The sequence below is a fragment of the Acinetobacter sp. 24-47-62 genome, assembly GCF_056779765.1.
Window position 1 is genome coordinate 58,201 of sequence record NZ_JBWYIN010000006.1, and the last position, 25,127, is coordinate 83,327.

Consider the following 25,127-nt stretch of genomic DNA (forward strand, 5'->3'; position numbering starts at 1 on the left):
TTTCAGCATTATTTTTACTGCGCTAAGCATAACAAAAAATATTCTCAAATCGTAAATTATAGCTCAGTGCTACAAAATTCAGATCGATGACTTAGCCACGGGGATGATGCTGAGCATGAAGCTGTTGCATGCGAATTTGTGCAACATGCGTATAAATTTGTGTTGTCGATAAATCACTATGCCCGAGGAGCATTTGTACCACTCGGAGATCTGCACCGTGATTGAGCAGGTGAGTTGCAAAAGCATGTCTTAATGTATGGGGGGATAGCTCTGTCGCTATACCTGCTTGGAGGGCATAACGTTTGATGGCATACCAAAAGTTTTGACGGCTCATAATCCCGCCATGTTGGGTCAGAAATAAGTAATCTGTAGCACTTTTATAGAGTTGTGGACGAGCTTCTGCTAAATATTTTTCAATCCATTCCACAGCAATTTGCCCCAAAGGAACTAAACGTTCTTTATTTCCCTTGCCCAAGATTCGCAAAAAACCCTGATTGAGATTGATGTGATCTATTCTTAAATTAATCAGTTCGCTCACGCGTAAACCACAAGCATAAAGGACTTCAAACATCGTGCGATCACGCAAGCCTAACGCTGTGTTTGTATCTGGTGCTTGAATGAGTGATTCAACATCTTGCTCAGATAAATCTTTAGGTAACGCTCGTCCTAACTTGGGTGTTTTATGTGCGGCTATAGGATTATCTGTTCTTAAATTTTGCTCTCTTAAAAATTTATAGAAAGACCGAAGTGCCGATAAAGTGCGAGCAATTGATCGAGGACTTTTCCCTTGTTTGGTGAGCTCAATCAGTACATCTGAAATATCATCATGTGACCATAAGGTCATGGGGCTGGTTAACAGAGTACTGCATTGGACTAAATCTGTGAGATAGGCATTTCGGGTGTGTGGGCTAACAGACTGAGCGATTAAATAATCTCGAAATCCGTGTAAGAACGAAAGTTGTTCTGGAATTTGAATGGGTGCAGGAACTCGAGGTTTCTTATTAATCATAGGGATATTCGATTGGGAAATTCGATTGATTTAATTGAGATTATCTAATGTAGTGTAATTTTCTATGCATGTCGATGTGTTATAAGAAGATGCGAATCATTCTTGATGAGAGTGCGGTAATAATTCTCATTTGTATGTATACTGTTCAAAATTTTTTAGGGTTAGGTACGGTGCGTTTATCTGATTTGAAAGTCAAACAATCTGCCATCATTACGCAAGTGCATCGCACTGTAGATGGTACTTCTACAGATATGGTGGCAAGTCGTTTAGAAACGCTAGGATTTGTTTCCGGAACTAAAGTACAAGTCATTACGAAAGGACTGTTTGGCGGTGATCCAATTCTCATTCAAGTGGGTTTTACTCGCTTTGCCTTAAGAAAAAATGAAGCACAAAAAATTGAAATAGAAGGAGTGTCGGCATGAGCGATGCGTTGCGTGTTGCCCTTGTTGGTAATCCTAACTGTGGTAAAACTTCATTATTCAATCATTTGACTGGAACACGCCAAAAAGTAGGTAACTATGCAGGTGTAACCGTTGAGCGAAAAATTGGTCACTTCACGCTAAACTCAGGTAAAGCGGTTCGTGTTTTAGACTTGCCAGGAACGTATAGTTTAGACGCAACTAGTCCAGATGAAGAAATCACCCGTGATGTTGTTTATGGGAAAATTGCGGAAGAAGGTCATCAAGATGCATTTTTATGCGTTGTTGATGCAACCAATCTGAAGTTGCACCTTGGTTTAGTTTTGGAGTTGATCCAATTGGGTCGTCCAATGCTACTCGTACTTAACATGATGGATGAAGCTCGTCGTCGTGGAATGCAAATAAATACCCAAAAGCTTTCTGAGCGCTTAGGCATTCCAGTTGTAGAAACAGTTGCTGTGCGTCGCTCAGGTATTGAAAACCTGATGAATGCGCTAGATCATGGCAAATATGCTGTTCCTCAAACTGAGCTGACAGGTTTGAAAGGATCTGATCACGACAAAGTTGAAGCGATTGTCAAAGATGCCGTTCAATTTGTTGAATTTGATGATAAACGTTCAGTTTTTCTCGATAAAATCTTTCTGCACCCAGTACTTGGTCTATTCAGTTTAGCGGTGATGATGTTCATCATTTTCCAAGCAGTTTTTGCTTGGGCGGCACCCTTCATGGATGGTATTGAGACGTTCTTTGGCTGGTTGGGTGAAGTCGTTGGTGAGAATATTGCACATCCATTACTCAATAGTTTAGTGGTTGATGGAATTATCGCGGGTGCAGGTGGTGTAGTTGTCTTTTTGCCTCAGATTCTCATCTTATTCTTCTTTATCTTGGTGCTTGAAGAATCAGGTTATTTACCCCGAGCGGCATTCTTACTTGATAAGTTGATGTATAAAGCAGGTCTTTCGGGACGTGCATTTATTCCATTACTGTCGAGTTTTGCGTGTGCAATTCCTGGAATCATGGCATCACGGACTATTAGTGATCCAAGAGACCGTTTGACCACGATCTTTGTTGCGCCATTGATGACTTGTTCAGCTCGTTTACCCGTCTATGCGTTGTTGATAGCAGCTTTTGTGCCTTCTCAAACGGTTTGGGGACTATTTAACCTTCAAGGTTTAGTGCTGTTCGGTCTATATATGGCAGGGATTGTGAGTGCACTGATCGTATCGTTTGTGTTGAAGTTTTTCCAAAAAGATAAATCTCAACATATGTTATTGATGGAACTTCCAAGCTATCGTTTTCCAGATTTGAAAAACGTGTGGATTGGCTTGCTTGATCGAGCAAAAATCTTTTTGAAGCGAGTCGGTGGAATCATCTTTGCGCTCTCTATTTTATTATGGTTCTTGTGCACATTCCCACAACCACCAGAGGGTGCAACATTACCTGCGATTGATTATTCATTTGCGGGGATGTTAGGTCATTTGATGCAACCAATCTTTGCGCCATTAGGCTTTAATTGGCAGATTTGTATTGCCTTAATTCCAGCCATGGCTGCGCGTGAAGTTGTCGTTGCTGCTTTAGGCACCGTGTATGCTTTGTCTGCTGTTGATGAGGATGCGATGTCGGAAGGCTTGGCATCACTGATTAGTAGTGGTGGGGATTTGGGCTGGTCTTTAGCAACAGGATTATCACTTTTGGTCTGGTTCATTTATGCACCACATTGTTTGGCGACATTAGCGACAGTGAAACGCGAAACAGGTTCTTGGAAGACAGTTGGCTTTATGACCATCTATTTAGTTGGTTTAGCGTATTTTATGTCGTTTTTAACCTATCAAGTCGCGACCAGCGTGTTAGCTTAAATCTGAAGAGTTGAGGAGACTGAGATGATTGAAATTCTAATTATTACGGCATTGGTCCTTTGGAGTGCATTGGTCGTGTTCAAAAAGGTTTTTCCACAGACGTCAAATTCAGTCTTTATGAAACTGTCAGATGTCACGGAAAGAAAAGGGTGGAAGGCACTATCAAAGTGGCTTAAACCCAAAATGACTGCTGGTTGTGGCGGAAATTGCGCTTGTCCTGTTTCAGACAAGGAAACACCCAAGTTAAACCCTCAAGCTGTGAAATGGAAGTAGTTTACTTCAACAAAAGAACCGCCTAAATTGGCGGTTTTTTTACGCATGGACACAAAATAATGTCAAGATTATGAAATCAAAAAAAGCATTCAAAGCAGCAAAGTGCTAACATTTCGGCAGTTTCTAATTAGACTAAAATATGGGGCAGAAATGTTAATACAGCGTGGTGGATTAAAAGTTGTCGCAGGACTCGGAATTTCGGGTGTTGCTGCGGTAAATTTTCTACATGAAAAAGGCTATCACGTTGCAGTAACAGATTCGAGGACCTCTCCACCTGGACATGATCAAATTCCACCTGAAGTCCAAACTAGCTTTGGGAAATTTGACGAAGAAATGTTGTTGTCTGCTGAGGAAATTATTATCAGTCCAGGGCTTGATCTTAAACTGCCAGTGATTCAAACAGCACTTGCACAAGGCATTCCTGTTGTCAGTGAAATTCAAATTTTACGACGTGCGACTGAAAAGCCTATTGTTGCAATAACAGGTTCTAATGCAAAAAGCACAGTGACCACCTTGATCGGCTTAATGGCGAAAGATGCAGGCAAAAAAGTCGCTGTAGGGGGGAATTTAGGACGTCCAGCCTTAGATTTAACCAAAGATGATCCAGAGCTATATATCTTAGAACTATCCAGTTTCCAATTAGAAACTACATCGAACTTAAATGCTGAAGTTGCTGTCGTCTTAAATATGAGCGAAGACCATCTCGATCGTCATGGCGATATGATGGGATATCACACGGCCAAACATCGTATTTTTCAAGGTGTCAAGAAAGTGGTCTTCAATCGTGATGACTCTTTGACACGTCCCTTAGTACCTGATGCAACGCCAATGCAGAGTTTTGGGCTCAATGCACCAGATATGAATCAGTATGGTGTACTCAGAGATACTGATGGCACGATGTGGCTAGCAAGGGGGCGTGAACGTTTATTGAAAAGTTCTGAGATGTATATTCAAGGGACACACAATGTCGCAAATGCACTTGCGTGTTTAGCTTTAGGTGAAGCGATAGGTCTACCATTAGAGGTCATGCTGGAAACTTTGAAAACCTTCAAGGGGTTGGAACATCGCTGCGAATTTGTCAAAGAAGTGCAAGGTGTTCGTTATTATAACGACTCAAAAGGTACAAATATTGGGGCAACCTTAGCAGCATTAGACGGCTTAGGTGCGGCGATCGCAGGACAGAAAGCTAAAGTTGCCATCATTTTAGGTGGTCAAGGTAAAGGGCAAGATTTTACTGCTTTAAGAAAATCATTAACGGAATTTGCAAAACTCGCGGTACTCATTGGTGAAGATGCGCCAGTGATTGAACAAGCAATTCAAGGCACAACCACAATTCTTCACGCTACATCATTAGAAGAAGCAGTAAAATTATGTCAAGCAAATACACAGCAACATGATGTGGTATTGCTTTCGCCGGCATGTGCAAGTTTTGATATGTTTACTGGCTATCCACAACGCGGACATCAATTTGTTGCTTGTGTGAATGCGCTGCACGAAGAACAATAAGGACGAAGATATGGCTGAGTCAGCTCAGACAACGATTGATAAAGTGAATAAAATTTACCAACGTTGGTTACCACGTATTCCAAGTGAAATTACATCAAGGAATGTTCTAATTTTTTGTGTGATTGCACTGCTCTGTATTGGAACGGTGATGGTTGGTTCAGCTTCTATGCCTTACGCAGAAAGATTGCATGAAAATCCATTCCACTATGTCATCCGCCATGCCATATCCATCGTGGTTGCGTTTGTCGCAGCAATTTTGGTTTATCGTGTTTCGTTAAATACCTGGTTTAATAACACATTTCCGTTATGGATGATGACTATGGCATTGCTTGTCGCGGTGTTATTAGTCGGTTCGGAAGTGAACGGTTCGACGCGTTGGATTCGAATCGCAGGATTTACCTTCCAGCCTACTGAAGCTGCGAAAGTGATGATGGCTATTTTTACTGCAGATTATGTTGTCCGTCGGGCAGAAGAAGTGCGGAATAATGTGAAAGGGCTGGCACGATTAGCAACAGTAATGCTATGTACAGTTGGTTTGATTATTGCTGAACCTGACTTAGGTGCAACGGTAGTGGTTGCCTTAACGATGTTAGGGGTGTTCTTTCTTGCAGGTGCGCCACTAATCCAGTTTGGTATTGCATTGGGTGCCATTATCATGGCATTTGTAGTGCTGGTTGTGTTCGAGCCTTATCGTTTCGAGCGTTTAATGTCTTTTACCAATCCATGGGCAGATCCTTTAGGTTCTGGTTATCAGCTTTCAAATGCGCTTATGGCCTTTGGACGTGGTGAATGGTTAGGGGTAGGCTTAGGCCATAGTATTCAAAAAATGTCTTATCTCCCTGAGGCGCATACGGACTTTATGTTGGCTATTTTGGCAGAAGAGTTCGGTTTCATGGGCATTACGGTTGTTCTCGCACTGTCATTTCTTATGGTGGGTGCGTGTATTCGAATTGGGCATCGTGCCATTCAACATCAATTCTTGAGAGCGGGTTATTTGGCTTACGGGATTAGCATTATTTTTGTTCTGCAAATTATGGTAAATGCTGGCATGAATATGGGGCTGCTCCCAACAAAAGGTTTAACTTTACCATTTATTAGTTATGGTGGTTCATCTCTGATTATGTGTGCTGTCATGGTCAGTTTAATGCTGAAAATTGAAGCAACAACCCAAGAAAAGAATCAGGCCAAGGAAGTATCTAGCTTTTAAAATACACGATTGTATCTTAAGCATTCAAATCTGATGATGGTGGAGTACTATTTTGCTGCAACACCATCGTTGGCATATGTGTGCCACAGTTTAAACAGGTGACTTGACCAGATTTGGGTTTTGATAGTGGAATCAATGGAATAAAAAATAAAGAAAAATAATTGCGTTGTTGTTTAATTTCGTAATTGCTATATGTACGACAGACTGGGCATAGAAATTGCCCTTTTTCCGTTTTGAGGGTTTTAGGTCCTACCCCAAAAATAAAAAACATAATGAACTCCTGATTAATCTATCTAAATGGAATTCAAAAACATTTTCAGCGGAATAACAAGCATGATTCTGTATGGACACTATTCAAAAACACCTTGTATGGTGGTGCCAACTGGAATTTTCTTACGACCCCATTGTTGAATTGCCTGTAGAAGCATGCGATTTGGTTGATCTAGATCAACTGGATCTTGTCCTAATGCGTGAATAGCTTTGTTCAAGAGTTGGGGGGCTTGGGTGAGATCAAGTGCTACAGCTAAATTTTGCTTAGAAAGCTTTGTACCATCTTTATTCATTGCTAGGGGCAAATGCATATACTGAAGTTCAGGGTAGCCCAATAATCGCCCTAACCAAATTTGTCGTTCAGTGTTATCCAGCAAATCAGCACCACGCACAACATGAGTCATTCCTTGTAGATAATCATCCACAACCACGGCGAGCTGATAATTAATAATACCGTCGCGACGTTTAAGAACAAAATCTCCTAATTCATTGGTCAAATTAGAGCAATGCTGACCTTGTAAAAGATCCTCAAAACAAATCAACTCGTCTGATGTTTTAACCCGAATGGCTTGTTGATCGTGTGGTAGTTTTAAATCGCGGCAAGTACCGCTATAGATATGATTAGAGCCTAAGATTTTGCGTGTACATTGGCAGGCATAGGTGAGGTCACGTTGTTGAAGATCATTTAAGACAGATTCATAGATGTTTAAACGGTCTTTTTGAAAGATAATTTCGTCATCAAACTCGAAACCGAAAGCTTCAATACATGACAATATATGTTCTTCACTACCAGGATATATGCGAGGGATGTCTGTATCTTCAATTCGTACAACCCATTTGCCTGCATGAGATCTTGCTTCACAATAGCTTGCAACAGCTGTAATGAGTGATCCAAAATGAAGAGGGCCGGTTGGCGATGGCGCAAACCGACCCACATAAGCCATCCTGTTGTCCTCCTCCTTTATCAAAGGAGGGGTTAGGGAAGGATTATTAAATAACATGATTAACCGTTATTTTGTTTCTCTTTAATTTCAGCTAAAGTTTTGCAATCAATGCAAAGCGTCGCTGTTGGACGAGCCTCTAAACGACGCAAGCCAATTTCGATCCCACAGGTTTCACAGAAACCATAGTCATCATTTTTGATTGCTTCGATAGATTGTTCAATTTTGCGAATTAACTTGCGTTCACGGTCACGAGTACGAAGCTCAATCGCAAACTCTTCTTCTTGCGTTGCACGGTCATTTACATCAGGCAATGCAGTATTTTCATCTTGCATTGTATTTAATGTTCGATCCACTTCTGACATTAACTCGTCTTTCCATGCCAATAAAATTTGACGGAAATGCTCAAGTTGACCTTCAGACATGTATTCTTCATTTTTTTTCGGCTGATAAGGCTCGATGCCAAATAGACTCGCTGTAGTACCGCCTTCGGAAGTCTTTGGCTTGGTCTTACGCACGCGTTTTACTTTTTCAGTAACTACGTTGTTTTCTTCCAAGACTTGATTTTGGTTGTCATTCGCCATAAAGGGCATTCCTCATCATATGCGTGTTTGCGTACGCAAAAAATATGGTGATATGCAAGTGTTTTTATCGCTTCCGATAGATTGTTGCTATCGGGGGCGTCATCATATAGATTTTTTATCAAAGATGAAAGCTATGAATATCTGTTTTGGACTGTTCAGATTCCATTCGGACAGATAACTTAATCCAAAACACTTTAAAAGAAAAGCTAATAACCTGAAATTTCTTTATTAATATTTTGCGCGAAATTTTGTAGGCGATGAACACGTGTTTCAAAGCTACCGTCAGTTTTCAGTAGTAGGCTGCGATAGCCTGGTGCAAGGTCATCAAAGGCAAAATCTTCAGTCTTTGGTTTAAACTGAACGGAGGTGGAGGGCGTTGATAAAAATTGAATATTTTTCCAAACATTCAACGAATCTTGGTGCACATGTCCAAAGATCACTGCTTGAATGTGTTGATACTCTGCCATGATCTGGGTCAATTGATCTGAATTTTTTAAGATGTGTCGATCAATCCACTTGGACTTCATTTCAAGTGGGTGATGATGACACGCCAAAATGACAGGGTGCTGCTGTGTTTCCTGAAGAATCATTGATAAATGATTCAATTGTTCTGCTTTAATCCAACCATCTACTTTGTGGGGCACAGCACTATTTAATAGGACGATTTTCCACGTTTCGAAAGTTAACACGGCCGGTATAGGATCAGGCGCTGCAAAAGGAAAATATTCGGCATCATCATGATTCCCTGGAATTTGATAAAACGGAATATTCAAATTTTTCATGAAACTCAAATATCGGTGATAAGTTGCCTCATGTGGTACCTGTGCCAAGTCACCTGTATGAATAATCGCATCAATGTCTTGATAGCGATTTAAAATATCATTGATCACTGCATGAAAACTTTGTTCAGGATTTATCTGAACAAACGGCGTGTCAGGATGATCCATGAGATGAGTATCGGTAATTTGGATAATGAGCTGATCATTTTTATTCTGTTTGATTAAAGGCGTCATAAATTACCTCAGCGCTATAGAGGTAGTGGCAATGTGCTGTTTGAGCCATTGCAGAGCCATGATGACAGGTGCATTACACAATCGTTTGGATGCCAATAATTGTTCAAGATCTGAATAAGCTAAGATATGCAGTTGGATATTCTCACCTTCATCTGGCATACCATGAATACCGCCTTGCTCAGGAAGATCTGCTTCTGCAACATACAAATGAAAAACTTCATCGCACGCACCAGCAGAAGGGTAGAAGGTAAATAAATGTTCCAGATTACGAATTTCACAACCAGATTCTTCTAAACTCTCACGCTGAATGCATGTTTCAGGTGATTCATCGCCATCTAATACGCCTGCAATGATTTCTAGTTGCCATGGGGAGATAGGATCATCGATTGCACCAATTCGGAATTGTTCAATCAGTGCAAAGCGCTTGAGTGCATCATTGTAGATGAGTACACCAGCAGCTTCTTTTCGATGCACTAATTCACGATGAATTGTTGGGGTATAAGTATTCTCACCAAATAAACGATGTGTGATGCTCACTTTCTCTATACGAATGAATCCTTGATAAAGGGATTCGCGAGAATGGACCTTAAAATCTTTATTATTGTAAGTAGCTTTTTCAAGAATTTTCATTCGTATACGTTAGGACAAAAATTTATTTCATCCTAACTGAGATTGCATTAAAGAAAAACAGGTTTTTTAATTTTTACAGCTTCTGATACAACTTTTGTCCTTGCTTATGATACTCATTTTTCATGGCGTTGAGACCTGATTCAATCTCTTGATTTAACTTGAGATCTAGGTTGTCAGACTGCTGATTTTGAGCGTATTCACGCACATTTTGGGTAATCTTCATTGAGCAAAATTTAGGTCCACACATCGAACAGAAATGCGCTGATTTATGTGCCTCTTTCGGCATGGTTTCATCATGCATACTACGTGCCGTATCAGGATCTAAACTTAAATTAAATTGATCTTCCCAACGAAACTCAAAACGTGCTTTTGAAAGCGCATTATCACGGACTTGAGCACCTGGGTGTCCTTTGGCGAGGTCTGCAGCATGTGCTGCAATTTTATAGGTGATAATGCCATCTTTGACGTCCTTTTTATTGGGTAGACCTAAATGCTCTTTAGGTGTTACGTAACAAAGCATCGCTGTTCCATACCAACCGATCATGGCTGCACCAATTGCTGAAGTAATATGATCATAACCAGGTGCAATATCTGTTGTTAATGGTCCTAATGTATAAAAAGGTGCTTCTTTGCAAACCTCAAGTTGTAAATCCATATTTTCTTTAATCATATGCATAGGAACATGACCAGGACCTTCAATCATGACTTGCACATCGTGTTCCCAAGCTCGATGGGTTAATTCTCCTAATGTACGTAGTTCGGAAAATTGGGCTTCGTCATTGGCATCTTGAATGCACCCAGGGCGCAAACCATCACCTAAGCTGAATGAGACATCATAGGCTTTCATGATCTCGCAGATTTCATCAAAATGGGTGTATAAGAAATTTTCTTTATGATGTGCAAGACACCACTGTGCCATGATTGAACCGCCGCGTGAAACGATGCCCGTTAAGCGATTGGCTGTGAGAGGAACATAGCGTAATAAAACACCAGCATGAATCGTGAAGTAATCAACCCCTTGCTCAGCTTGTTCGATTAAAGTGTCTTTAAAAATTTCCCATGTAAGATCTTCTGCTATTCCATCCACCTTTTCTAATGCTTGATAAATCGGAACAGTTCCAATAGGTACAGGGGAGTTACGAATAATCCACTCGCGTGTTTCATGAATATTTTTACCAGTAGACAAATCCATGATGGTGTCAGCACCCCAACGTGTTGCCCATGTCATTTTTGCCACTTCTTCATCAATGGATGAACCCAGTGCTGAGTTGCCAATATTGGCATTAATTTTCACTAGGAAATTGCGTCCGATAATCATCGGTTCGAGTTCAGGGTGATTGATATTGGCAGGAATAATGGCACGACCTGCAGCGACTTCTTGGCGTACAAATTCAGGTGTAATTTCTAATAAATTTTTTGCACCAAAGTTTTGACCAACATGTTGGCGAATATCCACACCTTCGCGTTGCTTTTGGTTTTCTCGAATCGCAATGTATTCCATTTCAGGCGTGATAATACCCTGCTTAGCATAATGCATTTGCGTGACGTTATGTCCTGGTTTAGCTCGACGAGGTTTCTGGATATGTGCGAAACGAATGCCAGCTGTACGAATATCTTGAAGACGTTCTCGCCCAAATTTTGAGCTTAATGTCGCGAGTTGTTCTGTATCTGCGCGCTCTTCAATCCATGTATCTCTGAGGTTTGGTAGGCCTCGATTTAAATCAATTTGAATCTCAGGGTCGGTATAAACACCTGAAGTGTCATACACCAAAATGGCAGGATTATACTCACCGCCTAAGCCCGTTGGTGTATCGGAGAGTGCAATTTCACGCATGGGTACGCGAATATCTGGACGAGAACCTTGAACATAGACTTTTTTTGACGCTGGTAAAATGCGGGTGAGATCTTGAGCATCTTGCTCATGTTGAGCAGAGAGATCTGTATTTGAAAGATTCGTTAATTGGTTCATTGCAATGATCCTTATGAATGACATCAACGAATCAAGCACGACCAAAAACGGTGGCGGAATTATCCTGAATGAATAACCTAGAACAAAGTTTTTAGATGGCTTGATTCCTACGCAGGTATTAACCTGATCAGGTTCAACGGTACTCACCATCAAAACAATGTTTTAGGTGATCTCAGCGAGTTATTACTCGCGCTCCGTCAAGCGATGCCAAAATATTAACATATAAAGTCAGATTAAAGTCATCAGACTATGATGTATAACAAATTGCGTCTTTAAAGCAATTACGACGATTTTCAAGATCAACAGTTTTTAAGTTTAAATAGTGACTTAGCTGTATAAGAACTTGCGGATTTTGATCAGTCTGATTTGAAGTTAATTTACTTTTTTGTTGTGAATCCAGTTCGATAAATTTTAAGAAAAGTCTCGCTTGATCTGCTAAACGACTATTTTTCATATTTGCGAGTTGTTCGATTTCAGCTAAAGCATCGGGTGCAATTTCAACACGTCCTTCAAAATCATGAGAAACAGGATCATGTTTGAGACCTTTAAATAATAGATTTGAATAAAAATGATAAAGGTACTCTGCATCTAAACGGAAACTGCTTTGAGGGTATTTTTTTAGATAATTTTCCCAATACTGGGCACGTCTAGAAATCTCTTGTGCTTCAAGATGAAAATGAGGATCTTCAAATTGTGCTTGCTGATTTTGTTCAGCAAGTTCTTGCATAAATGCTTGTTCTGCCTCAGGGAAATAGGGGGCAAATACTCGTGCTAAATAATATGGGTTTCTTTGATAGGTTGCTTGGTGGTTAATATCGACGAGATCAATATACGCTTGACCCTTATGCCGAAGTAAATATTGATCTCGTGGATGTAATTTTTCAATTTGTGATTGTTGAATCGTCGGAAATTGCGACTGGTCATGAGCATATAAATCAAAAGCTTTCTGCTGTTCAGGTGATCGATCTAAACTTAAGAAATTTCTATACATGATGTCTGCCAAACCAATCAATTCTTTCTGTTCCTGAAATGGCATTAAGGGAAGACAAAGTCGAATATCTTGATTGATTTGCTCAATGGCGAATGTAGTCCGTTGAGCAGTTATCCCGAGCATTTCTTTTTTGAGTTTTTGACAAATGAGGTTGAGATCAGGTGTGGTGTTCTGGTTTTGGGTTGGGTTTGGAGATTCAGTAGGTATTTCTTCGGAAATCGGTTTTTGACACGCAGTTAAGCCAAGACTTACGACCATAAGAGTCAATAATTGACGAATAGGCTTAAACGTGTGCAAAAATGACTTCATTGAGATATCAAAATACAGTTAAAGTGTGAAATGAGGCGCAAATAGATTTTCACTTATTTTAAAACCGTACAGTGAAATTTATTGTAGTTGCTTCGCAATCAAGCGTTAAAATAATGTATAAAAAACATACATCAATGCGCATAATTCAAAATAATTCTCCGGATTAAATGAAAAAATAATAAAATTGATACGTAAAAAGCTCGATTAAAGATTATATTTGCAACAACCTATTCTAATTACTTGTTATTCAAATGCTTAAGGTACTGTGAAGTCATTATCATGAAAAAAACTCTACTTGCAGTCAGTTTAATTGCGCTTAGCCCGATGAGCTTTGCATTGAACCTCGTTGAAGCCTATGAGCGAGCAAAGCAAACCGATCCAAATTGGCAAGCCAACGTTTTGCAGTATGAGGCTGATCAGTTAAATATAGGTTTAGCAAAAGGTAATTTGCTGCCGACAGTAACTGTTTCAGGAAATGTGACGCGTAAAAACCAAGATGTAAATCATTCAAGTACAGAATCGAATCCTTTTTTTAATAGTTCTGACCTGTTGGCATCGACATCGACCACTCGTCAAATTGCGATTACTGCACGACAACCCATTTTCAGAATGGATGCTTGGCAGGGATATAAACAGGTAAAAACCTCAGTTCAACTGAGTGAAGTCACTTTAAAACAGCAACAGCAACAACATATATTAAATGTCTCTGAAGCTTATTTTAATGTACTACGTCAACAGGCTTTAACGCTCACTAACGCTCAAGAAGAAAAAGCATTATTCGAGCAGCTCAATATGATGAATGCCAAACTCAAAGAAGGTTTAGTTGCTGAAAGCGATGTGAGCGAAGCGAATGCACAATATCAAAATGCGCGAGCAAATCGAATTGCGACAGGTGTTCAATTAATCTTGGCACAAGAGCAACTTGCTCAGTTGATTGGACCTTACCAAGAAAAGCTCGCTGTTTTAAGTGATGATTTCGAGTATCAAAAGCCTGTACCGAATATCATGAGTGAATGGACTAAATTAGCTCAAGAACAGAATCTTGAAATTCTACAAGCGCGTTTGCAACGTCAATATGCCAATGATCAGCGACGTGTAGAGCAAGCGGCGCTTTATCCTCAAGTCGAAGCCGTAGCCACTTATGGATATAGTGAACAGTCACCACAAACAGCTATATCGAGTGATGGACGGTTCGATCAGGTGGGTGTAGAAATGAACTGGAATGCCTATACCGGTGGGCGAACTAAAATTAATATTGATAAAGCGACAAAAAATGTTGAAAAGTCGGAACGCCAATTAGAAGCTGCGATACGTAAAGCAACCACAGATGCTAAAAAATCTTACCTACAAATTGATATGGATAGTGCTACATTGCAAGCGCGCAAAGCTGCCATGGATTCTTCAGCATTAGTCGCGAAAGCATCCCAAGCTCAGTATGATGAAGGGCTTAAAAGTATGGTTGATGTGTTGCTTGCGCAAAGAAATGCTTTTGCAACGCGATTAGATTTTGTGAATGCTCAATATGATTATGTGTTGAATGTGTTGAGGTTGAAGGCTTCTGTGGGTCAATTGAATGAAAATGAGCTTCGTCAAATGAATGCATGGTTAGTTGAAAAATAGAATAAATTGATTGTTTTGTCATCAAATATTCACAATTGATATGCTTTAATATGGCAAAAATTTCAATCCATTCACGCTGTGTGGAGTAATAAGACTTTGAGCTCTAATAATCCTGTACTTAGCCACCATATTTCTTCTCAATTTAACGAAGATTTGCAAGATGTCCATACCAAATTTATGGCGATGGGTGGTTTGGTTGAGCAACAAGTTGCTAATGCCATTCATGCTCTTTTAGATACAAATGTGAATTTAGCTGTAGATGTCCAATTTCAGGATAATACGGTAAATCGCTATGAGCGTGAAATTGATGAAGGTTTGACTTTGATTTTAGTGCGTCGCCATCCTGCTGCAAGTGATCTGCGTATGGTGATTGCAATGAGCAAGGCCAATACCGATTTAGAACGTATTGGTGATGAAGCAGCTAAAATTGCACGTATAGCCCAAAATCTATGTGAAGAAGGTGAATCACCTCGTGGTTATATGGAAACACGTCATATCGGTAATCAAGTGCGAGTAATGATTCATGATGCATTGGATGCATTTGCACGTGTTGATGCAGAGCAAGCACTTAAAGTATTGTTGGCTGACGCAGATATCGATCGTGAATATCAATCTGCTACACGTACATTAATGACCTACATGATTGAGGATCCTCGTCATATTTCTCGTGTTCTGAATGTCATGTGGGTGCTGCGTTCTTTGGAGCGTATTGGTGACCATGCGCGAAATATTTCTGAACAAGTGATTTATATGGCTAAAGGCTATGACGTACGACACACCAGTGTGGAAGAGATTGAGGAAAAAGTTCAAGGTAATCATTAAAATAGAATTCATATCATACACAAAAACCTCGAATATCGAGGTTTTTTTATGTGGACACTAAACTTGAGTTCTGTAAAACATATAGACAAAAAAATTCCTAGATTTTGGGGGAAATCTAGGAAGGAAAACTGATGAAACAGTACGCTGTTATTATTATTTGTTCACTCATAATCTTGCTATGAAATAATAATATTCAAATTATGTGTAAAGTTCAGCTGCAAAAGTGTGATTTTGTGTAATTTAATATTTGTAAAATGTAAACATTATCACACTTTAGTGTCCTAACCAATCCTGCCTATTTCATTAGTTTATGTCAACTATTATGATGATCTAAAAGTATTTTAGAATCTTTCGAAATAAAAAAAGCCCTGATATTCAGGGCTTTTTTAAGTCATACTTATGCAGATTTTGCTTCAGCAGGTGCAGATAACATATGACCTGTTTCTTCGAAATTAGAATGCCAAGAGAGCGCTTCTGTAAGTAGGTGAGGAGTTTGTCCACCTTTAGCACATGCACGATCGAAATAGTCGTTTAATGCATCTTTATACAATGGGTGAACACAGTTATCGATGATTGCACGTGCACGTTCACGCGGTGCAAGACCACGTAAATCAGCAAGACCTTGTTCAGTCACAAGAACGTCTACGTCATGACCTGTGTGATCTACGTGAGATGCCATCGGCACTACAGATGAAATGTCACCGCCTTTAGCGATTGATTTAGTCACGAAGATTGCGATATGCGCATTACGTGCGAAGTCACCTGAACCACCAATACCATTCATCATTTTTGAACCACATACGTGCGTAGAGTTCACATTGCCGTAGATGTCAAATTCAAGCGCAGTATTGATCCCGATAATCCCTAAACGGCGTACCAATTCTGGGTGGTTTGAAATTTCTTGAGGGCGTAATACAAGTTTGTCTTTGTATTGCTCAAGATTATTGAATACTTTTTCACCATAACGTGCAGAAAGTGTAATTGATGAGCCAGAAGCGAATTTCATTTTACCAGCATCAATTAATTCAAAAGTACAGTCTTGAAGTACTTCTGAGTACATGATGAGATCTTCAAAATTCGATTCTTTAAGACCCGTTAATACCGCATTCGCAATTGAACCAATACCTGCTTGTAATGGACCTAAATTTTTAGGAAGACGTTCTTCAGCCACTTCTTTTTCAAAGAATTCGATTAAGTGGTTTGCAATTGCTTGAGTCTCATCATCTGGTGCAGTGACTGTTGATGGAGAATCATGGAATTCGCTGTTAAATACGATGCCAACAATTTTAGCAGGATCGATATTAATTGCATGTGTACCAATACGCTCATCGACTTGAGTGAGTGGAATCGGCTGACGTGTCGGACGATAAGATGGGATATAAATATCGTGCAAGCCTTCGAATGCTGGGCTTAAATTTGTGTTAATTTCAACAATTACTTTTTCTGCAAAGATTGCAAAGCTTGCTGAGTTACCTACTGAAGTCGTTGGAATGATGCCACCATCTTCAGTAATTGCTACAGCTTCGATTACAGCAATATCAGGCTTTTTCAATTGTTTATTACGCATTTGTTCAACAGTTTCTGACAAATGCTGATCAATAAACATTACTTCGCCTTTATTGATCGCCTTACGCAAAGTATTATCGACTTGGAAAGGTAGACGACGAGCCAATACGCCAGCTTCAGTTAACTGTTTATCTAAGTCATTACCCAAAGACGCACCAGTGATTAAAGTGATCTTTAAAGGGTTTGTATGAGCGCGTTTTACCAATGCCAATGGAACTGCTTTAGCTTCACCAGCACGCGTGAAACCACTCATACCTACGGTCATGCCATCTTCAATAAACGTTGAAGCTTGTTCAGCTGAAATGACTTTTTCATGAAGTGACTCTAAACGAATGCGATCTAAAGACATGGTTTACTCTTCTCTTGATATTCTGGATCTGGCACCGATTGTACCGATCAAGCGAGCCATTTTGCATACCTGTTAGGCTAAGGTCTAATTTTTTCAAAAAATGCGGATATAAAGATATATTATGGTTTGTAAGATATTGTTTTTTATTTTTAATTTTCATTGTGGTGAATAATTAAACCAATTCAACCGTTCAACTATTCACCATTCATCAAAATCGTTCGGTGATGGTTTGCCTGATTTTATCTAAGGTGCTATTGGTTGAAATATCAGCAGCTTGAGGTGTTAAAAGGGGTAGTAGAATGATAGCTTCAAGACCTCCTTCAGGACGATTATGAATTTTTAATTCACCTTCATGAATATCGACAATTCGTTTCACAATGGCTAAACCAAGACCACTCCCTTGGATGGTACGTGCTTCATTGCCACGTACAAAAGGTTGCATAAGGTCTTCAATTTGATCTTCTGGGATTCCATCACCGTGATCAGCAACACAAATTTTTAGATGATCTCCCTCAACTTTCGCACTTAGCTCAATGGGTTCAGCACCATAACGCTTAGAATTATTAATTAAGTTACCAATTAAGCGTTTGAGGGAAAGCGAACGTGCAGTAATCAGTGGGAGTTCTTCTGGTTCAAAGCGAATATCCAGGGGTTTAAACTGAATAACTAATTCTTGCAAAAGGGTATTGATATTGGTTTCTTTTAGGTCTTCATCTGAACCATCACGCATGTAAGAAATAAACTGATTAAGAATGGCATCCATATCATCCACATCAAAGATTAAACCTTCTTTCAAGAAGTCATCATCTGACATCATTTCGGCACTCAGTCGAATTCGAGTGAGCGGGGTCCTTAAATCATGTGAAATCCCAGCCAACATAATTTGACGATCACGTTCAGTGAGCTCCAATGTATAAATCATATGATTAAAGGCTTGGTTGACTTGGCGGATTTCCAAAGGTCCGTGGTTCGTCTCAAGATAGGGGGCTTTTCCAGTTTTACTATAGCTATTTGCTGCATTTTGCAGTCGGCGTAGTGGGCGATTGAGCTGTCTCACTAAAGTTAAGATAATCATGGCTGAAATCAGCGGTACGCCAAGAAACCATGCCAAAATCAATTCGGGGCTATAATTCGCATAAGTTTTTAACGGCTCTTGAACCCAATTCCCGTTCATTTCTGGGGTTTGAATCCAAATACGTGGGCTGGGTTTAAATTGGAAATAGACAGTCACTTCAGGTACGTCGAGTTCTTTGGCCAAACGTTTTTCAACTTGGTTCGTAAAGAATTCAGCAATGACTTTATCGCGCTGGTTGGGGAACGCAGCAGGGTCTGTAACGTATTCAATTCCAACACGCTGTTTTAACCATGTGTCAACATCAAGTTCAGTGTCACCATGAAAAATTCGAAGGTCGGGGTTGTTGATAATTTCGAGTTCAACCGCAAGGTAGCGTGCATGCTGTTGAATCTCTGGTAAATAGAGGGTTTTCCAAAAAAACCAAAGTGACATAAACAGACTAAAGAACACCACAAAAACAACCAAAACTGTTGTTCGCATTGCAGCGGAGCGCGGCTTGATTTTGTCAAGAAAGCGTTCCCATTTTGTTCGTTTTCGCTCTGAATACGCAACAAACTCATTAAATTTTTGTGGGTCAATAGGATCAAGTTTCACGGTCTAACCTGAGAGTTTGGGCTGAAAAAGAATAAGTGCATGTAATTGTTTAATACATAAAATAAAGACCCCGACATCATTGATGGCGGAGTCCATTGTTTAAAAAATTATTCTGCACCATCTGGTACAAATACATATCCCACACCCCACACCGTTTGAATGTAGCGTGCGCGCGCCGGATTTTCCTCGATTAAACGACGTAAACGAGAGACTTGAACATCAATAGAACGTTCCATTGCTCCCCATTCACGACCACGCGCCAAATTCATTAATTTATCACGTGTCAACGGTTCACGAGGATGTTGCACCAATGCTTTGAGTACTGCGAATTCACCAGTAGTCAAGGTCACCACTTGACCCTCACGAGTCAATGTTCGAGTCGATAGATCGAGTGACCAAGGACCAAATGAAACCACTTCAACATTTTGGCTTGGTGCCCCAGGAACCTCACGCACTTGTCGACGTAGTACAGCTCGGATACGAGCTAACAATTCATTTGGGTTGAATGGTTTTGGTAGATAGTCATCAGCACCTGCTTCAAGCCCTGCAATACGATCAGAGTCGCTACCACGTGCAGTGAGCATAATAATAGGCGTGTCGATGTTAGACTGCCTTAAACGACGACAAATGCTTAAACCATCTTCTACAGGAAGCATAAAATCTAAAACGATGAGCGAGAAAAGTTCACGTTGTAATAACCGATCCATTTGCGTGGCATCATGTGCGGTTTTAACCACAAAACCTTTATCTTCTAAAAACCGTTGTAAAAGGGTACGAAGACGCACATCATCGTCGACGACCAGAATGCGTTCAACTCTGTCAGTGTCATTGTGTACTACATCAGTATTTTCAGCAGGTACAACTAAACTCATGATGCACTCCCTTAAAAGTTGTATTTATAAATATTCATTTGTCTCAGTATAATGCCTAAGTTCTTGTTAAGACTATGTATCAAATTGCTCAAAATTACAATTTTAAGTGTGTTCTGAAACCAAATCACAACATGTATTGACCTGTTTTTAGGCAAATAATTTAAAATAAAATCGCTATTCAATATGAAGCTAATTTGAAGTGCTATTGAAAGCAAGAAATTTACATCAAAATCAGAAAAATAAAGTGATTTTAAAGAGTTAAATGTTTTAGTTCATTGTCAAAGTGATGACACAATGACGCATTACACTCAAATAATTGATCAGAGACTTCACCTGAAGATTTTTCTCTGGGAGATAAAACTAGAAAAATTGAGACTTTTATTTAAAATTTCATTGCAAATATTCAAAACAATTGTGGATTTTATAGTCTCGGTCTTTATAATCACTAACTTTTAGTCCTTATCCTTGTGGAATTTAACACGATGACTGACTTAGTTCAGCAGTTGGCAAGTGAACTTGCCGTACGTCCAAACCAAGTAGAAGCTGCCATTAAGCTGATTGATGAAGGTTCTAGTGTTCCATTTATTGCACGTTACCGTAAAGAAGTAACTCAAGGCTTAGACGATACGCAGTTACGTCAACTGGATACCCGATTAACTTACCTTCGTGATTTATTTGAACGCCGTGAAAAGGTCATTGAATCACTGAAAGAACAAAATAAACTCACGGATGATTTGTTAGCTCGCGTCAATGCCGTTGAAACAAAAAATGCATTAGAAGAAATTTACGCACCGTATCGTCCAAAACGTACGAGTAAATCATTTAAAGCAAAAGAGGCTGGTTTAGGCCCAATCGCTGAAAAAATCTATAATGAAAATGTTGAACCTGCAGAAGCTTTAGCAGGATTTAATCATGAAGATTATCCTGATTTAGAGAGTCAATTAGACGCTGTTCAGCATATTCTCATTGATGACTGGGCACAAAATATTGCACTCACGACAGAGCTTAAAGCGATGTTTGCAAAAACAGCAGTGTTAAAAAGCTTAGTTGCTAGTGAAGAGAAAAAAGAAGTTGGTAAAAAATTCCGTGACTACTTCGATTTTTCTGAAAATTTAAACAAAGTTCCATCACATCGCTTATTGGCAATGTTACGTGGACGTCAAGAGAATGTACTCGGTCTAAAAGTTGATGGTGAAAATGATGCTCCTTTGGCGCGCATTGAAACTGAATACAATCTTGATCAAGTTCAACCTCAAGCCCGTCAAGATTTTCTGAAGCAAACTGCAAAATTATTCTGGCTCGGCAAAGTCCGGCCTACAATTGAGCATTCACTTCTGACAGAAAAGCGTTTGGCTGCTGAAGCAGAAGCAATGCAAGTATTTGCAGAAAATTTACGTCATTTACTTTTATCTGCACCAGCAGGTTCACGTACTACTTTAGGTGTGGATCCTGGTATCCGTACAGGTGTGAAATTGGCTGTCGTGAATGCATCTGGAGATGTATTGGCACACAGCACGATTTATCCATTCGCACCTAAAGAAGATAAAGAAGGGTCGATCAATGAATTGGCACGTTTATGCCGTGAATTCAATGTTGAGCTAATTGCTATTGGTAACGGTACCGCGAGTCGTGAAACAGAAGCTGTTGTTGCGGAAATGATGGCTGCTCATGCTGATCTTAAATTAACGCGCGTGTCTGTATCTGAAGCAGGTGCTTCAGTATATTCAGCATCTGAATTGGCTTCACAAGAATTACCAGATTTAGACGTATCGATTCGTGGTGCAGTATCTATTGCGCGTCGTTTACAAGATCCATTGGCTGAACTTGTGAAGATTGATCCTAAATCAATTGGTGTAGGTCAATATCAACATGATGTGAATCAAACAGGCTTGGCAAAAACGCTCGAAGCTGTAGTGGAAGACTGTGTGAACTCAGTCGGTGTAGATGTAAATACAGCATCTTCAGCGATTTTGGGTTACATCGCAGGATTAAACAAATCTATAGCACAGCAAATTGTAGACTACCGTAAAGAGAATGGTCGTTTTGATAATCGTCAAGATTTGAAAAAAGTACCACGCTTAGGTGAGCGTACTTTTGAGCAAGCTGCAGGTTTCTTACGTATTCAAGATGGTTCAGAACCATTGGATGCATCAGCAGTTCATCCTGAGTCTTATGGTTTAGTCAACAAGATTGTTGAAGCGAAAGCGACCACTGTAAAAGATATTATTGGTAATACTGAAATCATTCGTCAGGTTAAACCTGAAGAGTTTGTTGATGACAAATTTGGTTTACCAACGATCCAAGATGTTTTGGCGGAGCTTGAAAAACCAGGTCGTGATCCACGTCCAGAGTTCCGTACAGCGAAGTTCCGTGATGACATTACTGAGGTTTCACAACTGACTGAAGGCTTAGAGCTTGAAGGTGTAGTGACCAATGTAACGAACTTTGGTGCATTTGTTGATGTTGGTGTTCATCAAGATGGTTTAGTTCATATTTCAGAACTAGCGAATGAATTTATTTCTGATCCACATAAGTTTGTGAAACCAGGGCAAATTGTTCAAGTGCGTGTGTTACAAGTTGATGTGGAACGTAATCGTGTTAATTTATCGATGCGCCCTGCAGGATCTGAAGCACCTGCGAAGGCACCGCGCCAGCCACGTCGTGAAACTCATGGCCAGCAAGAGCAACGTGGTGAGCGTAAACCACACGCGAAGCGTCCTCAGCAAGCACGTCCACAGGGTGATCGCCCACAACATGCGAAAAAACCTCAGCAGCAGAAACCACAAGAACAGAAGATTGGTGGTTTAGGTGCATTATTATTACAAGCAGGGGTTAAAGGTTCGAAGTAATCTTTAATCAGGTAAAAAACCTCCCATATGGGAGGTTTTTTTATGCTTATGTTTTTAAATAAATGAAGAACATCAAGGTGATTTATTTTAAATGTAAACTTTAAGATGGTATAAAACAATAAGAAAAACTTAATAATCAATTCACTTCAAAATTATTTTTAACTTTATAAGTCATATAATTAAGAGAAATTAAACATGAGTATATCTCAAAATAAAGAGCTGAAACCTCGATTTTATAGTCGTGATTTGCTCTCAGGTCTGGTTGTTTTCCTTGTTGCACTTCCGCTTTGTTTGGGCATAGCTCATGCATCAGGTGCACCACTCATTTCAGGCATTATTGCTGGCGTGATTGGTGGAATCGTTGTTGGTTTTTTTAGTGGCTCACATATCAGTGTATCTGGTCCCGCTGCAGGCTTAGTGGCGATTGTATTGACCCAAATTGAATTACTACAAGGTAATTATCAAGCCTTTTTGTTCACATTGTTTTTAGCTGGAATTTTACAAATATTATTTGGTATTTTTAGGTTAGGTGTTTTCTCAAATTTCGTACCCACCAATGTGATTTTGGGATTGCTTGCCGCGATTGGTCTGCTACTGATTATCAGTCAATTACCTAAATTGATTGGTTTGGATGTCAAAGGCTTTGTTTTGATTGATCAATGGTCAATTCTATCTGTACTGAGTCATATTGATATTGGCTCAGGATTAATTGGTCTAAGTTGTATTGCGTTAATCCTACTGTGGGATAGTAGTAAATTAAAAAAACTGCCGCTGCCTTCAGCCTTGATTGTGGTGATATTTGCTGGACTTCTTAACTTTATCATGTTGAAAATCGGCTCTCCATATGCAGTAAACCCTCAACAATTGATTAATCTTCCGAATATCTTTTCTGGTTCAGAAACGATTTTCCAGTTTCCAGATTTTTCGTATTGGAATAATAGTTTAATTTATACGGGTGCAATTACATTAGCGGTGGTAGCTTCTCTTGAAACACTATTGAATTTAGAAGCTGCCGATAAGATGGATCCACAAAAGCGCTCATCACCACCGAATCGTGAATTATTTGCACAGGGTGTTGGAAACTCTATGTCAGGATTGATCGGTGGTATGCCGATTACCTCAGTCATTGTTCGTAGTTCAGTGAATGCAACCAGTGGGGCTAAAACCAAATTTTCTGCAATCTTTCATGGTTTTTTACTGATTGTTGCAGTGGTGGCGCTCACCCCATTAATCAATGCGATACCGCTATCTTCATTGGCAGCAATCTTAATCTTGACTGGATTTAAATTGGCAACACCAAGCCTATTTAAACGGATTTATGCGCAAGGTTGGAAACAATTTTTACCTTTTATTGTCACGGTAGTTGCAATCATTGCAACTGATTTACTGAAAGGCATCATGATTGGTCTAGTGATCAGTTTATTGATTATCTTACAGAGTCATTTACACCGTGGTGTACGTGTGATCCATGAAAAACACTTGCATGGTTCACTTACCCGTATTGAATTAGCACCGAATTTAAGTTTTTTAAATCGTGCCGCACTCGTCACCGCTTTAGAAAAAGTTAAACCGCATGAAAATGTGCTAATCGATGCATCCAATACCTATTATATTGATCCAGATATCTATCAAATTATTAAGGACTTTCAAAGTGAAGTGGCGGTAAAGCAGGGGATAAAAGTTAATTTACAAGGTTTTAAAGCACATTATCCTGAAATAAAAGAGGACGAGCTCGATCTTGATGTGAGTACGCAAGAACTCCAAAAACAGCTCAGTCCTGATCAAGTTTTACAGATGCTAAAAGACGGGAACTTGCGTTTTATTAATCATCAGCGTTTACACCATAATATTGCTCGCCAAATTCAAGTTACGTCAAATGCAGGGCAACATCCTATTGCTGCAGTGTTGGGTTGTATGGATTCTAGAGCACCGACAGAGCGCATTTTTGATGTAGGAATCGGTGATTTATTCAGTTTGCGTATTGCTGGAAATATTGCTGGTCAAAAAGTCGTGGGCTCTTTAGAGTTTGCATGTAAAACCAAAGGTTCAAAACTGATCGTGGTATTGGGGCATACGGACTGTGGTGCGGTAGGATCTGCTTGTCATTTATTTGAGCAAAAGGTGGATTTGAGTCAACTAAAAGATACACCGAACGTTCAGCATTTTTTGAAGCCGATTATGCAGGCGGCGGAAACAGTCAAAAATGATATGAGTAATTATCAACTTACAACCAATTTTATTGATGCTGTAACTGTGTTAAATGTGCGAAATAATATTAATTATATTATTAAAAATAGTGACACGTTAAGAGACATGATTGAGCGTAAAGAGATTGGGATTGTTGGCGCAATCTATGATGTGAAATCTGGTCAAGTCAACTTTTTATCTTAAATGATCTCATTT

The 25,127-nt window shown here is 39.7% G+C and carries 20 protein-coding genes and 1 riboswitch; of the genes, 9 read left to right on the forward strand and 11 right to left on the reverse strand.

The features are described 5' to 3' along the window. Positions 1-91: 91 nt before the first annotated feature. Positions 92-1,009 (reverse strand): site-specific tyrosine recombinase XerD, encoded by a 918-nt coding sequence (gene xerD, locus AC1M87_RS06125; RefSeq protein WP_092767326.1) that lies wholly within the window; start codon positions 1,007-1,009, stop codon positions 92-94. Positions 1,010-1,179: 170 nt separating this feature from the next. Here xerD and AC1M87_RS06130 point away from each other — a divergent pair, with 170 nt between their 5' ends. The 5 genes from AC1M87_RS06130 to ftsW all read left to right on the forward strand — a co-directional run bounded on the left by AC1M87_RS06130 (position 1,180) and on the right by ftsW (position 6,270). Beyond that, positions 1,180-1,431 carry a FeoA family protein gene (locus tag AC1M87_RS06130; protein ID WP_092767423.1) on the forward strand — a complete coding sequence of 84 codons (252 nt, stop codon included), beginning with the start codon at positions 1,180-1,182 and terminating at the stop codon, positions 1,429-1,431. After that, positions 1,428-3,284: a ferrous iron transport protein B gene (feoB, locus tag AC1M87_RS06135; RefSeq protein ID WP_481593231.1), complete on the forward strand. Its 1,857-nt coding sequence runs from the start codon at positions 1,428-1,430 to the stop codon at positions 3,282-3,284. The genes AC1M87_RS06130 and feoB overlap by 4 nt, the downstream gene beginning before the upstream one ends. 24 nt (positions 3,285-3,308) lie before the next feature. Continuing rightward, positions 3,309-3,557 (forward strand): DUF6587 family protein, encoded by a 249-nt coding sequence (locus AC1M87_RS06140; RefSeq protein WP_481593232.1) that lies wholly within the window; start codon positions 3,309-3,311, stop codon positions 3,555-3,557. Between the two features lie 150 nt (positions 3,558-3,707). Next, positions 3,708-5,063: a UDP-N-acetylmuramoyl-L-alanine--D-glutamate ligase gene (gene murD / locus AC1M87_RS06145; protein ID WP_481593233.1), complete on the forward strand. Its 1,356-nt coding sequence runs from the start codon at positions 3,708-3,710 to the stop codon at positions 5,061-5,063. Between the two features lie 10 nt (positions 5,064-5,073). After that, complete coding sequence (gene ftsW, locus AC1M87_RS06150) at positions 5,074-6,270, forward strand: putative lipid II flippase FtsW (RefSeq protein ID WP_035263915.1); 1,197 nt, start codon at positions 5,074-5,076, stop codon at positions 6,268-6,270. A 16-nt stretch (positions 6,271-6,286) separates the two neighbouring features. Here ftsW and AC1M87_RS06155 read toward each other — a convergent pair whose 3' ends face one another. The 7 genes from AC1M87_RS06155 to AC1M87_RS06185 all read right to left on the reverse strand — a co-directional run bounded on the left by AC1M87_RS06155 (position 6,287) and on the right by AC1M87_RS06185 (position 12,977). Then, complete coding sequence (locus AC1M87_RS06155; RefSeq protein WP_481593234.1) at positions 6,287-6,541, reverse strand: zinc-ribbon domain-containing protein; 255 nt, start codon at positions 6,539-6,541, stop codon at positions 6,287-6,289. A gap of 79 nt (positions 6,542-6,620) precedes the next feature. Continuing rightward, the gene (gene gluQRS / locus AC1M87_RS06160) at positions 6,621-7,484 is read right to left on the reverse strand and encodes a tRNA glutamyl-Q(34) synthetase GluQRS (protein WP_481593235.1); all 864 of its coding nucleotides are present in this window, start codon (positions 7,482-7,484) and stop codon (positions 6,621-6,623) included. A 59-nt stretch (positions 7,485-7,543) separates the two neighbouring features. Continuing rightward, entirely contained in the window at positions 7,544-8,065 is a 522-nt protein-coding gene (dksA, locus tag AC1M87_RS06165; protein WP_481593236.1) for an RNA polymerase-binding protein DksA, read from the reverse strand. 206 nt (positions 8,066-8,271) lie between these two features. After that, complete coding sequence (gene cpdA, locus AC1M87_RS06170; protein WP_481589169.1) at positions 8,272-9,078, reverse strand: 3',5'-cyclic-AMP phosphodiesterase; 807 nt, start codon at positions 9,076-9,078, stop codon at positions 8,272-8,274. Between the two features lie 3 nt (positions 9,079-9,081). Continuing rightward, the gene (locus AC1M87_RS06175; RefSeq protein ID WP_481589168.1) at positions 9,082-9,708 is read right to left on the reverse strand and encodes an NUDIX domain-containing protein; all 627 of its coding nucleotides are present in this window, start codon (positions 9,706-9,708) and stop codon (positions 9,082-9,084) included. Between the two features lie 73 nt (positions 9,709-9,781). After that, positions 9,782-11,677: a phosphomethylpyrimidine synthase ThiC gene (gene thiC, locus AC1M87_RS06180; RefSeq protein WP_481593237.1), complete on the reverse strand. Its 1,896-nt coding sequence runs from the start codon at positions 11,675-11,677 to the stop codon at positions 9,782-9,784. Between the two features lie 87 nt (positions 11,678-11,764). Then, positions 11,765-11,884, reverse strand: a riboswitch (TPP riboswitch). A gap of 40 nt (positions 11,885-11,924) precedes the next feature. Then, the gene (locus AC1M87_RS06185) at positions 11,925-12,977 is read right to left on the reverse strand and encodes a hypothetical protein (RefSeq protein ID WP_481593238.1); all 1,053 of its coding nucleotides are present in this window, start codon (positions 12,975-12,977) and stop codon (positions 11,925-11,927) included. A gap of 279 nt (positions 12,978-13,256) precedes the next feature. On the opposite strand from AC1M87_RS06185, the gene abuO reads away from it, so the two are divergent. Then, on the forward strand, positions 13,257-14,597 hold the full coding sequence (gene abuO / locus AC1M87_RS06190; protein ID WP_481593239.1) for a multidrug efflux outer membrane protein AbuO: 1,341 nt from the start codon (positions 13,257-13,259) through the stop codon (positions 14,595-14,597). Positions 14,598-14,693: 96 nt separating this feature from the next. After that, positions 14,694-15,419, forward strand: a complete 726-nt coding sequence (phoU, locus tag AC1M87_RS06195) for a phosphate signaling complex protein PhoU (protein WP_035263928.1) — start codon at positions 14,694-14,696, stop codon at positions 15,417-15,419. Positions 15,420-15,816: 397 nt separating this feature from the next. On the opposite strand, the gene AC1M87_RS06200 is transcribed toward phoU, so the two are convergent. The 3 genes from AC1M87_RS06200 to ompR form a co-directional block, all read right to left on the reverse strand. Next, positions 15,817-17,334: an acetyl-CoA hydrolase/transferase family protein gene (locus AC1M87_RS06200; RefSeq protein WP_092767310.1), complete on the reverse strand. Its 1,518-nt coding sequence runs from the start codon at positions 17,332-17,334 to the stop codon at positions 15,817-15,819. A gap of 208 nt (positions 17,335-17,542) precedes the next feature. After that, entirely contained in the window at positions 17,543-19,003 is a 1,461-nt protein-coding gene (locus AC1M87_RS06205) for an ATP-binding protein (RefSeq protein WP_481593240.1), read from the reverse strand. 107 nt (positions 19,004-19,110) lie between these two features. Next, positions 19,111-19,875, reverse strand: coding sequence for an osmolarity response regulator transcription factor OmpR (gene ompR / locus AC1M87_RS06210; RefSeq protein ID WP_035263934.1), 765 nt, complete (start codon positions 19,873-19,875; stop codon positions 19,111-19,113). A 482-nt stretch (positions 19,876-20,357) separates the two neighbouring features. On the opposite strand from ompR, the gene AC1M87_RS06215 reads away from it, so the two are divergent. Further along, positions 20,358-22,724, forward strand: coding sequence for a Tex family protein (locus AC1M87_RS06215; protein ID WP_481593241.1), 2,367 nt, complete (start codon positions 20,358-20,360; stop codon positions 22,722-22,724). Positions 22,725-22,919: 195 nt separating this feature from the next. After that, the gene (locus AC1M87_RS06220) at positions 22,920-25,115 is read left to right on the forward strand and encodes a bifunctional SulP family inorganic anion transporter/carbonic anhydrase (protein WP_481593242.1); all 2,196 of its coding nucleotides are present in this window, start codon (positions 22,920-22,922) and stop codon (positions 25,113-25,115) included. The last annotated feature ends 12 nt before the right edge of the window (positions 25,116-25,127 follow it).